The sequence below is a fragment of the Paraburkholderia edwinii genome, from assembly GCF_019428685.1.
Classification (GTDB): Bacteria; Pseudomonadota; Gammaproteobacteria; order Burkholderiales; family Burkholderiaceae; genus Paraburkholderia; species Paraburkholderia edwinii.
Genome location: NZ_CP080095.1, coordinates 4889744 through 4903795 on the forward strand (window position 1 = coordinate 4889744; position 14052 = coordinate 4903795).

Annotated in this window: 12 protein-coding genes; 9 read left to right on the plus strand and 3 right to left on the minus strand. The window is 62.7% G+C overall.

Annotated elements, in window-relative coordinates:
- Positions 1 to 136: 136 nt before the first annotated feature.
- Both KZJ38_RS21735 and KZJ38_RS21740 read right to left on the minus strand, forming a co-directional pair.
- A complete protein-coding gene (locus tag KZJ38_RS21735; RefSeq protein ID WP_219798183.1) occupies positions 137 to 979 on the minus strand; it encodes an enoyl-CoA hydratase/isomerase family protein in 843 nt (280 codons plus the stop codon).
- Between the two features lie 100 nt (positions 980 to 1079).
- On the minus strand, positions 1080 to 2072 hold the full coding sequence (locus KZJ38_RS21740; protein WP_219798184.1) for a fumarylacetoacetate hydrolase family protein: 993 nt from the start codon (positions 2070 to 2072) through the stop codon (positions 1080 to 1082).
- A 137-nt stretch (positions 2073 to 2209) separates the two neighbouring features.
- On the opposite strand from KZJ38_RS21740, the gene KZJ38_RS21745 reads away from it, so the two are divergent.
- From KZJ38_RS21745 to KZJ38_RS21775, 7 genes are all read left to right on the plus strand, one after another.
- Positions 2210 to 3097, plus strand: coding sequence for an IclR family transcriptional regulator (locus KZJ38_RS21745; protein ID WP_219798185.1), 888 nt, complete (start codon positions 2210 to 2212; stop codon positions 3095 to 3097).
- A 106-nt stretch (positions 3098 to 3203) separates the two neighbouring features.
- Positions 3204 to 4610 carry a DUF3108 domain-containing protein gene (locus KZJ38_RS21750; protein WP_219798186.1) on the plus strand — a complete coding sequence of 469 codons (1407 nt, stop codon included), beginning with the start codon at positions 3204 to 3206 and terminating at the stop codon, positions 4608 to 4610.
- Between the two features lie 173 nt (positions 4611 to 4783).
- Positions 4784 to 5572 (plus strand): 3-oxoadipate enol-lactonase, encoded by a 789-nt coding sequence (gene pcaD, locus KZJ38_RS21755; protein ID WP_219798187.1) that lies wholly within the window; start codon positions 4784 to 4786, stop codon positions 5570 to 5572.
- A gap of 118 nt (positions 5573 to 5690) precedes the next feature.
- Entirely contained in the window at positions 5691 to 5948 is a 258-nt protein-coding gene (locus tag KZJ38_RS21760; RefSeq protein WP_075155627.1) for a BTH_I0359 family protein, read from the plus strand.
- A 235-nt stretch (positions 5949 to 6183) separates the two neighbouring features.
- The gene (locus KZJ38_RS21765) at positions 6184 to 7260 is read left to right on the plus strand and encodes a homocysteine S-methyltransferase family protein (protein ID WP_219798188.1); all 1077 of its coding nucleotides are present in this window, start codon (positions 6184 to 6186) and stop codon (positions 7258 to 7260) included.
- Between the two features lie 95 nt (positions 7261 to 7355).
- A complete protein-coding gene (gene metH / locus KZJ38_RS21770) occupies positions 7356 to 10073 on the plus strand; it encodes a methionine synthase (RefSeq protein ID WP_219798189.1) in 2718 nt (905 codons plus the stop codon).
- Between the two features lie 165 nt (positions 10074 to 10238).
- Positions 10239 to 10433 carry an acid-shock protein gene (locus KZJ38_RS21775; RefSeq protein ID WP_219798190.1) on the plus strand — a complete coding sequence of 65 codons (195 nt, stop codon included), beginning with the start codon at positions 10239 to 10241 and terminating at the stop codon, positions 10431 to 10433.
- A gap of 197 nt (positions 10434 to 10630) precedes the next feature.
- Here KZJ38_RS21775 and KZJ38_RS21780 read toward each other — a convergent pair whose 3' ends face one another.
- On the minus strand, positions 10631 to 10957 hold the full coding sequence (locus tag KZJ38_RS21780; RefSeq protein ID WP_219798191.1) for a DUF1840 domain-containing protein: 327 nt from the start codon (positions 10955 to 10957) through the stop codon (positions 10631 to 10633).
- 288 nt (positions 10958 to 11245) lie between these two features.
- Between KZJ38_RS21780 and argS the strand changes: the two genes are divergently transcribed.
- Positions 11246 to 13030: an arginine--tRNA ligase gene (argS, locus tag KZJ38_RS21785; RefSeq protein WP_219798192.1), complete on the plus strand. Its 1785-nt coding sequence runs from the start codon at positions 11246 to 11248 to the stop codon at positions 13028 to 13030.
- 173 nt (positions 13031 to 13203) lie between these two features.
- On the plus strand, positions 13204 to 13983 hold the full coding sequence (locus KZJ38_RS21790; protein ID WP_219798193.1) for an SPOR domain-containing protein: 780 nt from the start codon (positions 13204 to 13206) through the stop codon (positions 13981 to 13983).
- Positions 13984 to 14052: the final 69 nt, after the last annotated feature.

A 14052-nucleotide genomic window follows, 5' to 3' on the forward strand; every position in this document is an offset into this window, starting at 1 on the left:
CAAAAACGGGATGTATTTCAAAAGTATGCGTCGATCGGCTTCGGGTAAAGCTAAAGTGCGTCGGTCTGCGCAGACGCCATGCGTTAAGCGGGCAGCAAGAACTGCTCCCTCGCGTCGGCGCCTCGCGCGCTTCGCTTCATGTCTTGCCGTCCGGGAAATCAGGCGCGCGGCGCTCGCGCAGCGACTTCACGCCTTCATCCACGTCGGGCCCGGCAAAACCCATGAATTCGAGCGCAAGCGACGTATCGAACGCCGGCCCCGCCGAGCGCAGCCAGTTATTCAACGCGTATTTGGTCCAGCGGATCGCCGTTTGCGAGCCCTTCGAGAGCCTTTGCGCGATCTCAAAGGCCTTCGGCAGCAAATCCTGTTCATCGACCGTGAGCGAGACGAGCCCGATGCGCTCCGCTTCCTCGCCGCTCACCGGCTCGCACAGCAGCAGGTAGTACTTCGCCTTCGCCATGCCGCACAGAAGCGGCCAAACGATCGCCGCGTGGTCGCCGGCCGCTACACCGAGGCGCGTGTGGCCGTCGATAATGCGCGCGGTCCTCGCCGCGATCGAAATATCGGCGAGCAGTCCGGCCACGAGCCCCGCGCCGACCGCCGGCCCGTGCATGGCCGATACGATCGGCTTGCCGCAATTGATGACGTTGTAGACAAGGTCGCGCGCCTCGCGCCACACGCGCGTGCGCACCGCGAAATCGGCGGCCATCTGTTCGACGAGTTCGAGGTCGCCGCCGGCCGAAAAGCCTTTGCCTTCGCCGCGAATCAACGCGACGCGCGCCTCGGGATCGCGGTCGACGTCGCGCCAGATTTCGGCCAGTTCGCGATGCATCTGCGCATTCGCGGTCGCGAGCCTGCTACGGTTCGCGCCCTCGCCGCTCATCACGATTTCGACGATGCCCTGCGGATGCCGCTGCACGCGCAGCGACTGGTAGTGCGCGTAAAACTCGGGATTGCTGACATGCGATTCGTTCGACATGGCTATGCCCCGGTGATACCGCTGGTTGTACCGACATCACACCCGACGTCTCATCCGACATCACACGCTACACGTTACTCCGCCCGCGCCGCGCGTCCGCTCAATGCGCGGACTCGAGCGGCGCGACCGCTTGCTCGATCGAACCGAAAATCGACTTGCCCGCTTCGTCGAACATATCGATCTTCACCGTGTCGCCGTACTTCATGAATTCAGTTTGCGCCGCGCCGTGCTCGATCATCTCGAGACAGCGTTTCTCGGCGATACAGCAATAACCGCGCTTCGCATCCTTGTTCGACACCGTCCCCGAGCCGACGATGGTCCCCGCTCTCAGATTGCGTGTCTTCGCGGCGTGAGCGATCAGTTGCCCGAAGTGAAACACCATATCGACGCCCGCATCGGGTTGCCCAACTTTCTTGCCGTTCCAGTGCACTATCATCGGACGATGCACGCGGCCTTCGCGCCAATGCTCGCCGAGCTCGTCGGGGGTGACTGCGACCGGTGCGAACGACGTGGCCGGTTTGCTCTGGAAAAAGCCGAAGCCCTTCGCGAGTTCCGCCGGAATCAGATTGCGCAACGATACATCGTTGACAAGCGTGACAAGACGCACGCTTTTCAATGCGTGCTCGGGTTTGACGCCCATCGGCACATCGCCGGTCATCACGGCAACTTCAGCCTCGAAATCGATGCCAAATTCCTCCGACGCGCAAACGATGTCGTCCTTCGGCCCGATAAAGTCGTCGCTGCCGCCCTGGTACATCAGCGGATCGGTCCAGAACTCGGGCGGCATCTCGGCGCCGCGCGCGCGGCGTACGAGTTCGACGTGATTCACATACGACGACGCATCCGCCCACTGGAACGCGCGCGGCAGCGGCGCCATGCAGTCTTTTGCATCGAACGCGAACGCGTTGCGGGCGCGCCCCTGATTCAATGCGTCGTACAGGTCGCGCAGTTGCGGCGCGTAAAAGGTCCAGTCATCGAGCGCGCGTTGCAGTGTCGCGACGATTCCGTCGGCGACCGCGGCAGTTTGCAGGTCGCGGGACACGACGATCAGCTGACCGTCGCGAGTGCCGTCCTTCAGCGTGGCAAGTTTCATAGGCGGTAAAGCGGGTGAGTGACGATAAGAGGAATGTATTCTACGATGGTGAATCGGCGCCGCCCATCCGCATTGTCATCGCATCGACCTGAATGCAACGCGCGGCCTTCCATTTTTTCGAATTGCGCATATTGGTCATGTCCTCCGCAGCCCGCTCAGGTATATCAACGGACGAGTCAAACGAACCGCACGATTCCGCCATCGATGACGAAACCGGCGACGCGCATGAACGCGGCGAAGAAAAGCTGCGCTCCGGCATTCAATCGATCGAAGTCGGCTTTCGCCTGCTCGAGGTGCTGACGCACGAGCCGCGCGCGATGATGCTGCGCGACCTCGCGCAACGCGCGGGCATGAGTCCGGCGAAAGCGCATCGCTATCTGGTCAGTTTCTTGCGACTTGGCGTCGTTGCGCAAGATCCGTTGTCGGGCCGCTATGAGCTCGGCGGCTTTGCGTTGCAATTGGGTTTAGCGCGTCTGGCGAGAGTCGACGGCGTGAAACTGGCGCGCATCGCGCTCGCCGAACTGCGCGACCGGCTCGATATGACAGTCGGCATCGCCGTATGGGGCAATCAGGGGCCGACCGTCGTGCACTGGATGGAATCGAGTTATCCGGCGAAGGCGTCGTTGAAGCTCGGCGACGTCATGCCGCTGCTCAGCTCCGCGACAGGTCTATTGTTCGCCGCGTATCTGCCGCGCAACAAGACGGCCGTGATGATGGAACGCGAACTCGCGGATACGCGCCGTTCGTCGCAGACGAGCGGCCCGCGCAACGCCGACGACGTCGAACGCCTGCTCGAAGAGGTGCGCGCACATGGCGCGGCTCGCGTCGAAGGGATGCTGCTGCCGACCATTCACGCGTTTTGCGTGCCCGTCTTCGATTCGACCGGCGACCTTGCGCTCGGACTCATCGCGCTCGGTCATGAAGGTGCGTTCGATATTCGCTGGGAAGGTGAAGTCGACACCGCGTTGCGCGAATGCGCGGAAAAGCTCTCTTATGAACTCGGGTACAGTTCGACACCGCGTTAGTCGCACGCGCGGAACGCGGGACGAATCCATGCGGTCGAAAGTTGAATGTCGAGTGCTGCCGCCCCTCGGGCTCATTATTTTTCGTCCGTAAAAACTCACCGTTTCGATGTCGTCTCCGTCCGTCGCACGCCGCTCCGATCGTCCACCGCGCGCTCCTTCGCCCCGCTTGCTGCGTTGGCGCTGGATTGCCGTGGTGGTGGTCGTGGCAGTCGCGCACTGGATCGCCGCACAATGGTTCGAGCGGCATCGCGACACGTTCAAGCCGGCCGATAAACAGCATGTGCCGGTGCAGGTTGCGTTGCTGAGGCCCGAACGCATCGAACAGCAACCGGCTGGCGCGGCAGCGCCGGCTGCCACGCCAGCACCGCAGCAGAAACCGCCGGCACAAGCCCCGCGCGCGCACGCGCTAACCGCGATTCGACCCGAGCAGAAACCGAAAAAGCGGCCGGCACTGCGACCGCCTGCCACGCAAAGCACGACGGACGAAAAGGCTCAGCCGGAACCGGCCGAAGCCGCGAGTGACGCGGCTAGCACAAACGCAAATGCGACGGCCGCGTCGAGCCCCGCGGCGGCTTCATCGTCACAAGCACAAGCCGCCAATGGCGCAAGCGGAACAGGCACAGCAAGCGGCACAAACACCGGCAACGGCAACGCCGCTCACGCGGCACCGGGCGTCAAATTCTCGGTCCCGCCATCGGGCGACCTCGTGTACGACACGTTCTACAACGGCGTCCGCAACCAGCCCGGCACGATCCATTGGGAAAGCGACGGGCACACCTATCGCCTCGTCGTCGCGGTGCCGCTGCCGTTCGTCGGCACATACAGCTACGAAAGCCATGGCCGTGTCGACGCCTTCGGTCTTGCGCCGGACCAATACATCGAAACGCACGGCCGGCGCGGTCAGGATGTGACCGTGTTTAATCGCGACACGAAGCAGATCGTGTTCACGCGCACGCCGAAAACGCTCGCGCTACAGGACGGCGCGCAAGATCGCTTCAGCATGATCATGCAGCTCGCGAGCCTCGTGCGCGGCGCGCCTGACGCATACAGACCTGGCGTCACGCGCGAGTTCTACGTGACAGACAACGACAGCGGCGAAATCTGGCCAATCGAAACGATTGGTAACGAAACCGTGCGAACGCAACAGGGTTTTGTCGAGGCGCGGCACTTCACACGCCTGCCGCGCCACGAAGGCGATCGACGTCGCATCGACGTCTGGCTTGCCCCGTCGCTCGGCTGGTTACCCGTGCGTTTCGTACAGACCGAACCGAACGGAACACAGGTGGAATTACTGTGGCACGGCGAGACCGCCGCAACGGACTCGGGCGCGGCGCAGACGAACGATCAGAACCCGAGCCCGGCCGCGGGTTCGACCGATCAAAACGACCAGAACGATCAAAACCATCAAGCCGATCAACCCGGTTCCACCGGTTCAACGGCTATGCCGGCAGCGGGCCCGCAACCTGCGGCGCCATCGGCTGCGGACCCGACCAGCAACTACGAAAAACCATAGCCGCTGCAAGGTCGAACGAGGGTCGAACGAGGCCCATTCTTCATCGGGCTGCAGAAACTTCCATGCGCGGCATCGATCGCACGTCGATGCCCGTCATCGGGCATGATGCGCAACGCAACGCGTGCCATCCAGGCGCATCACTCTACGCATCACCTTTTGCAAAAGGAGCAAGCATGCAAGTGAACGTCAACGGCATCGATACCCGCTATGTGCTGAGCAATGAGGGCGGCGGCCCGTGGCTGACCTTTATCCATCAGCTGGGCGGCGACCTGTCGATCTGGGATCAGCTTGCCGGTTACTTTCGCAACAACTTCACCGTGTTACGTTACGACATCCGCGGCCACGGCGAGTCTGCCGCGCCTACGGCTCCGTTCACCGTGGCCGATCTGTCGAACGATCTGGCCGCGTTGCTCGACGCGCTTGGCGCGAAAAGCACGCATGTCGTCGGCATGTCGCTGGGCGGCGCGATCGCGCAGCAGTTCGCGCTCGATCATGCATCGCGCGTCGATACGCTCACGCTCGCCGATACGTTCGCCCGCACCGCGCCCGAATCACGCAGTATCTGGGATCAACGTATCGAAACCGCACGGCGCGACGGCGTCGCGTCGCTCGCCCCAGCGTCGCTCGAACGTTGGCTTACGCCGGACTTTCAGCACGCACACCCTGAAGTTGTGGAACAGATTCGGGACGTCTATATCCACACGTCCGTAGAGGGCTTCGCGCTCGCCTGCGCAGCGCTGCGCGAATTCGATCTGCGCGATAGACTGGTGGAAATACGGACGCCTACGCTCGCGGTAGCCGGCCGCCATGACACAGGCACGCCTCCTGCTGCTACACAGGCGATAGCCGATGCTATCCGGGGGGCGCGATTCGAGGTACTGGATGCGGCTCATCTCGCGCCCATCGAGCAGTCACAGCGTTTTGCGGCCTTGCTCGAAACGTTTTTGCAGTCACGGGTCTAACTACAAGGTCCGGAGAAATTACAAGCACCATACCGGACCCACCCCTTGAATTCCACGCCAAACGCTCCAATTACGGCGCAGGACTGGCCAGGAGCCAACGGAAATAAGGAGTGTCGCCATGCAAATGATCTACAACAGCCCCAACTACTGTGTCGTCGAATTTCCACCTCAGGACGGCCATCTCGCAATGAAGTCGGGCGGCTACGAGATTGTCGACAAGAACACTCAGCGCGAGATTTACATCGATGGAGCAATGGCGGCGAGCTTCCGCGAGCATGTACAAAAGCTGATCGAAGAAGAGCCGTCACTCGACGAAGTCGACGAGTTCCTCGGTCAGTTCGATAGTCTGATGCACCAGCCCGTCGTGTTGCATTAACGCACGCCGCGGCGACACCCCAGGCAACACTCATGAACCCCGTCCGGCATGCCGGACGGGGTTTTTCATTGTGGTGCCGCCGCGCGATGCCGATCGTTGTTCGGCACACATTGCGCGCAATGATGGAAACGCTTCGCGCGCCGCCGGACGGTCGCGCCGCGTGCGGGCTACAATGTTGAGTTTCCTGAAAAAAAGCGGTTGAGAAACCGCCGAATGCCCTGAAGGCCTTTCTGCCATGAACAAGCCTGCCCTTCCCGTTACTTCGTCTGCTTCGAACAGCGCTGCCGGTTATACGCGCGGCACGGCGCTTCCGCCGTTGCTCCAGTCGCGCATTCTGATTCTCGACGGCGCGATGGGGACGATGATCCAGCGCTACAAACTCGGCGAAGCACAGTATCGCGGCGAGCGTTTCAAGGCTTACCCGCGCGACATCAAAGGCAACAATGAATTGCTGTCGATCACGCAACCGCAGGTGATCAGTGAGATCCACGAGCAATATCTGGCCGCGGGCGCCGATATCATCGAAACGAATACGTTCGGCGCAACGACGGTCGCGCAGGCCGACTACGGCATGGAAGATCTCGCCGAAGAGATGAATATTGCCTCGGCCAGGCTGGCACGCGCCGCATGCGACAAGTATTCGACGCCTGAGAAGCCGCGCTTTGTCGCCGGCGCGATCGGACCGACGCCGAAGACCGCGAGCATTTCGCCCGACGTCAACGATCCCGCCGCGCGCAACGTCACCTTCGACGAACTGCGCACCGCGTATTACCAGCAGGCGAAGGCGCTGCTCGAAGGCGGCGCCGATCTGTTCCTCGTCGAAACGATCTTCGATACGCTCAACGCGAAGGCCGCGCTTTTTGCGCTCGACGAACTGTTCGAAAACACGGGCGAGCGTCTGCCGATCATGATTTCGGGCACCGTCACGGATGCTTCAGGCCGCATTCTGTCGGGCCAGACGGTCGAAGCGTTCTGGAATTCGCTGCGTCATGCGAAGCCGCTCACATTTGGCCTCAATTGCGCGCTCGGCGCAGCGCTGATGCGCCCATACATCGCCGAGCTGTCGAAGCTCTGCGATACGTATGTATCGTGCTACCCGAACGCGGGCCTGCCGAACCCGATGAGCGACACCGGCTTCGACGAACTGCCGGCCGATACGTCCGGGCTCCTGAAGGAATTTGCCGAAGCGGGCCTCGTGAATATCGCGGGCGGCTGCTGCGGCACGACACCCGAGCATATTGCCGCGATCGCGAAAGCGCTGAGCGAAGTCAAGCCGCGCAAGTGGCCGACGCAATACCGCGATGCGGCCTGAACTGTTCGGGCACATGAGCGGCAGATGAGCGGCACAACGCGCATCGCCACGAACCTTCTTCGCCTACGACGTCAACCCACGCACTCCTGCAAGCCATGACCGACCATACGCTGCGCCTCTCAGGCCTCGAACCGTTCAACGTCACGTCCGGAACGCTTTTCATCAATGTCGGCGAACGTACCAACGTGACCGGCTCGAAGGCCTTCGCCCGCATGATTCTCAACGGGCAGTTCGACGAAGCGCTCGCGGTCGCGCGTCAGCAGGTCGAAAACGGCGCGCAGGTGATCGACGTCAACATGGACGAGGCGATGCTCGATTCGAAGGCGGCGATGGTGCGCTTCATGAATCTGATCGCATCGGAACCGGACATCGCGCGCGTGCCGATCATGATCGACTCGTCGAAGTGGGAGGTGATCGAAGCGGGCCTGAAGTGCGTGCAGGGCAAGGCGATCGTCAACTCGATCTCGCTGAAGGAAGGCAAGGAAGCATTCGTTCATCACGCGAAGCTGATTCGCCGCTACGGCGCCGCGGCCGTCGTGATGGCGTTCGACGAAAAAGGCCAGGCCGATACGTTCGAGCGCAAGACCGAAATCTGCAGGCGCTCGTATGAAGTGCTGGTCAACGAAGTCGGCTTCCCGCCCGAAGACATCATCTTCGACCCGAATATCTTTGCCGTCGCAACGGGCATCGAAGAGCACAACAACTACGCGGTCGACTTCATCAACGCAACGCGCTGGATCAAGCAGAATCTGCCCCACGCGAAGATCAGCGGCGGCGTGTCGAACGTGTCGTTTTCGTTCCGCGGCAACGACCCGGTGCGCGAAGCGATTCATACGGTGTTCCTCTATCACGCGATCCAGGCGGGGATGGACATGGGCATCGTCAACGCGGGTCAGTTGGGCGTCTACGCCGATCTCGACGCCGAGTTGCGCGAGCGCGTCGAAGATGTCGTGCTGAATCGCCGCGAAGATGCGACCGACCGGCTGCTCGAGATCGCCGACCGGTTCAAGACCGGCGCCGCGAAGAAAGAAGAGAACCTCGAGTGGCGCAACCAGCCGGTCGAAAAGCGCCTTGCGCATGCGCTCGTGCACGGCATCACGAATTTCATCGTCGAAGATACCGAAGAAGTGCGCGCGAAGATCGCCGCGAACGGCGGCCGACCGATCAATGTGATCGAAGGGCCGCTGATGGACGGCATGAATATCGTCGGCGACCTGTTCGGCCAGGGCAAGATGTTCCTGCCGCAGGTCGTGAAGTCGGCGCGCGTCATGAAGCAGGCCGTCGCTCACCTGATTCCGTTTATCGAAGAAGAAAAGAAGCAGCTGGCCGCAGCCGGCGGCGACGTGCGCGCGAAAGGCAAGATCGTCATCGCCACCGTGAAGGGCGACGTGCACGATATCGGCAAGAACATCGTGACGGTCGTGCTCCAGTGCAACAACTTCGAAGTGGTCAACATGGGCGTGATGGTCCCGTGCAACGACATTCTCGCGAGGGCGAAAGTGGAAGGCGCGGACATCGTCGGTCTGTCGGGGCTCATCACGCCGAGCCTCGAGGAAATGGCCTATGTCGCGTCCGAAATGCAGCGCGACGACTACTTCCGTGTGAAGAAGATTCCGCTGCTGATTGGCGGCGCGACGACCTCGCGCGTGCATACGGCGGTGAAGATTGCGCCGAACTACGAAGGGCCTGTGGTTTACGTGCCCGACGCGTCGCGTTCGGTGTCGGTCGCATCGAGCTTGCTGTCCGATGAAGGCGCCGCGAAGTATCTCGACGAACTGAAGACCGACTACGATCGCATCCGTCAACAGCACGCGAACAAGAAAGCGCAACCGATGGTAACGCTTGGAGCAGCGCGTGCGAACAAAACGAAGATCGACTGGAGTGCGTATCAACCGGTCAAGCCGAAGTTCATCGGGCGCCGCGTGTTCAAGAACTTCGATCTGAACGAGCTCGCGAACTATATCGACTGGACGCCGTTCTTCCAGACGTGGGATCTGGCTGGAAAATATCCGGCCATTCTCAACGATGAAATCGTCGGCGAATCGGCGCGGCGCGTGTTCTCGGACGCGAAGTCGATGCTCGCGCGGCTGATTCAGGGCCGCTGGCTGTCCGCAAACGGCGTGATTGCGCTGCTGCCGGCCAATACCGTCAACGACGACGATATCGAGATCTACACCGACGAATCGCGCAGCGAAATCGCGCTCACGTGGCGCAATCTGCGTCAGCAAAGCGAGCGTCCGGTGATCGATGGCGTGATGCGGCCGAACCGGTCGATCGCGGACTTCATCGCGCCGAAAGATTCGGGCGTCGCCGACTATATCGGCATGTTCGCGGTCACCGCGGGCATCGGCGTCGACGCGAAGGAAAAGCAGTTCGAAAAGGACCACGACGACTACAGCGCCATCATGCTGAAGGCGCTCGCGGACCGTTTCGCGGAAGCGTTCGCCGAAGCGATGCACGCGCGCGTGCGGCGCGACCTGTGGGGTTACGCGGCCAGTGAGTCGCTGAACAACGACGAGATGATCGACGAAAAGTACCGCGGCATTCGTCCGGCGCCCGGCTACCCCGCGTGCCCGGACCATCTGGTCAAGCGCGACATGTTCGACGTGCTGCAGGCCGGCGAGATCGGCATGAGCGTGACCGAATCGCTGGCCATGCTGCCGGCCGCGAGCGTTTCGGGCTTCTACCTCGCGCATCCGGATAGCACGTACTTCTCGGTCGGCAAGATCGGTGAAGACCAGTTGGACGACTACGCGCAGCGCATGTCGCTTTCGAAGGAAGATGCGAAGCGCGCGCTGGCCCCGCAGCTCTAACGGTGCGCGCACTCTTCAACGGCGCGCCCACTATATCGGCGCGCAAAGACTGAATATTTCCGGCGATCGAGTTTTCGGCTTTGTAAACTGCAGCGGCTTGATCACGCCGCATGCGTCGGCAAGAACGCGCGGCATCTTACTGGCAACCGTCCCGGAGAAAATCGTATGAAGAAGCTGTCGCTGATGTGGATGGCCGTATCGCTTGCCGCCGGTGCTGCGCCGGCGTTCGCGCAAGGCGGGTCGAGCTCGGTGAGCTCGTATTCGCCGCCGACGGAACAGCACGTGAAAAAGCCGAAGCACAAGAAGGCGAAGAAAGGCGCGTCCGCGCCGGCCGCCGCGCCCCAAGGCGCAAGCCAATAAGTAGCCGGGCAGACCGGTCACCCGCAGCGCAACGCCGCCGCAAGTGCACGGCAAAAAACAAAGCCCGCCTTGCACAGCGTGCGAGGCGGGCTTCGCTAAGAGACGGTAGAAGCGGTAGATACGGCTGACACGGCGGATAACACGCACAACGCGTGAACACGCGCGGCACATCCACCGCGCGCCGCAATCGCCGCGACTCAGATCCCCCAGACGATATCCGCGTTCTCTTTCTGCGCCGCGCGCAGCATATCGAGGAACGGATAGGCACGTTGTGCGAGACCGATCGGGATTTCGTGCGGTTCGTGACCTTCTTCGCCTTCATGGAAGTGGCCATCGTGCTCGGCGCGTTCCTGCTTGTCGGTGACGATAGCCGCTTCCAGCTTCGTAATTGCAGCGCCGAGTTCGTCATGCGTGATGACGCCGCGTTGACCGAGATTCTTGCCCACAATGCCGACGAGATACTGGGCGAGATTCTCCAACATCATCACATCCGGCGTGGCACGACACTTGAAAGTAATCAGCATGACTGTTCCCTTTTCGTTTTGTTGATCTCTCCCTCGGCGGCGACTGGCGAGGCGGGCCTGCGCGGCGATATTGCCGGTTCCTGCGCGGGGCTTTTCGCCATGCCATCAGGCGCTTCTCGCACGCTGTTCAAGCCGCGCCGGCGCGCCTCGTCCCGACCGGGCATCTAATTGGACATATTAGCACCTGCTAAAATCCGTCCTGATGGAATGCGCCCGCCGCCGTGCGCGCGTACACGCATTCGACGCAACCCCGTCTGACCCGACTGCCTCACTGGACACGCAACAAGCATGCTGCCTGCACACAAACACATTCTCGAAACCCTGCTCGCCGACACCGTGAAGCAGATCGCGACGGCCAATGAAGGCGCCACCGAAGCCGCTTTCGTCGCGCCGGCGATCATTCTTGAGCGACCGAAGGTCGCCGCACACGGCGACATCGCATGCAATGTCGCGATGCAGCTGGCCAAACCGCTGCGCGCGAATCCGCGTCAGCTCGCGCAGCAGATCGTCGATGCGGTGCTCGCGCATCCGCGGGCAAAAGGCCTCGTCGATGCCGCTGAAGTCGCGGGCCCGGGCTTTATCAATCTGCGTATCGCCGCGGCCGCGAAGCAGGCCGTCGTGCGCGAGGTGTTCGCCCAGAAAGACGCGTTCGGCCGTTCGCAGCGCGAAGCAGGCAAGCGCGTGCTCGTTGAATTCGTGTCAGCGAACCCGACCGGCCCGCTGCACGTCGGCCACGGCCGCCAGGCCGCGCTCGGCGACGCGCTGTCGAACGTGCTCGAGTCGCAGGGCTTCAATGTGCATCGCGAGTTCTATTACAACGACGCGGGCGTGCAGATCAATACCCTCGCACTTTCGACGCAAGCCCGTGCGCGCGGTCTGAAGCCCGGCGACGCGGGCTGGCTCGAGGACTCGTACGCCGGCGACTACATCGCCGACATCGCGCGCGACTACCTGAACGGCGAGACCGTGTCGGCGCGCGACGGCGAACCGGTCAAAGGCGCGGGCGATATCGAAGACCTCGATGCGATCCGCCGCTTCGCGGTCGCGTATCTGCGTCACGAACAGGACATGGACCTGCAGGCGTTCGGCGTCGCGTTCGACCAGTACTACCTCGAATCGTCGCTGTACACGGAAGGGCGCGTCGAACAGACCGTCAACGCGCTCGTCGCCGCCGGCAAGACCTTCGAGGAAGACGGCGCGCTGTGGCTGCGCACCACCGACGAAGGCGACGACAAAGACCGCGTGATGCGCAAGAAAGACGGCACGTACACGTACTTCGTGCCCGACGTCGCCTACCACGTCGCCAAGTGGCAACGCGGCTTCACGAAGGTGATCAACGTCCAGGGCTCGGACCACCACGGCACGATCGCGCGCGTACGCGCCGGCCTGCAGGGTCTCGGCATCGGCATTCCGAAGGGCTACCCCGACTACGTGCTGCACAAGATGGTCACCGTGGTGCGCGACGGCGTCGAAGTGAAAATCTCGAAGCGCGCGGGCAGCTACGTGACCGTGCGCGACCTGATCGAGTGGTCGGGCGGCGCCACGCCGGGCCAGGAAGCCGCGCCGGACCTGATCGACGAAGAAACGATTCGCCGCGGCCGCGATGCAGTGCGCTTCTTCCTGATCTCGCGCAAGGCCGACACCCAGTTCGTGTTCGACATCGACCTCGCCCTCAAGCAGAACGACGAGAATCCCGTGTACTACGTGCAATACGCGCATGCGCGGATCTGCTCGGTGCTCAACGAATGGAAGTCGCGCTTCATCACCGACGAAGCGCTGCTGCCGACGGTCGATCTCGCGCCGCTCTCGAGCGAACGCGCGATGGCGCTGCTGCAAAAGATCGCGGAGTTCCCCGACATGCTCACGCAAGCGGCCGCCGAACTCGCGCCGCACACGGTCGCGTTTTATCTGCGCGACCTCGCGGGTGAATTTCACTCGTTCTACAATGCCGAGCGCGTTCTGGTCGACGACGAAGCGGCTCGCAACGCGCGCATCGCACTGCTCGCGGCCACGCGCCAGGTGCTGGCGAACGGGCTCGCGATCATCGGCGTATCGGCTCCGGTCAAGATGTAAATTCGACTCGCCCGCGCAGGCCGCTTATGCGACCATAACGCGCGACCGCGCCGTGACCGCTACTGGGCGGCGGGCGATGGCGGCAGCAATGTCAGTAATGGCAGCAGCGGCACGCCTCGCCGCTGACCTCGCCGCCGCCGTCGCTATAATCGACGGTCATTCAAGTTTTCCTTTTGCAGGTGATTCAGACAATGGCAAAGCCACGCCGCACAACGAAGCAGTCGAAGCAATCCGGGGGAACGTTTCTCGGCATCGTGCTGGGCCTGATCGTCGGTCTGGCGATCGCCGTGGTGGTCGCGCTCTACATCACGCGCGCGCCGACGCCGTTCGTCGCGAAGGTGGCGCCGCCCGCCGCGTCCGATGCCGGCGCGAGCCAGCCGCAATACGATCCGAACCGGCCGCTGCAGGGCAAGAGCCCGGGCCAGCCGGTGCCGCAGGCCGCGCAGCCGACGCCACCGAATACGGCGCCGGGTCAGACCAACAATCAGACGCAATCGTCGGGCATCCTCGAAGAACCGCAGATCGTCGAAGTGCCGCCCGGCCCTGGCGGCGCATCGGCCGCGACGCCGGGCGCCGGCTCGTCGGCGGCCGCGGTGGCGGGCGTGAAGAAGCCTGCGAGCAGCGCGCCGAATGCGACGCCGGGCGCCACCGTCGCGAATGTTCCGCCGCCGGCCAAGCCCGGCGCATCGGCGGCGCCGTCCGCGGCCGACGCGAACACCGGTTATCTGCTGCAGGTTGGCGCGTATAAGACCGCTGCGGACGCCGAACAGCAGCGCGCGCGGCTCGCGTTCCAGGGTTTCGAATCGAAAGTGACGCAGCGCGATGCGGGCGGTATCACGTACTATCGCGTACGGATCGGGCCGTTCGCCAAGTTCGAGGACATGAACAGCACGCGTCAGCGCCTCTCGGACGCGGGCATCGACACTGCCGTGATCCGCTTTACCAAGCAATAAACCCGCAGTAACCCGCCGTAACCGCAGTACCACGCTGTATCCCGCTTTATCGCCTATTCGGTGCGCGCC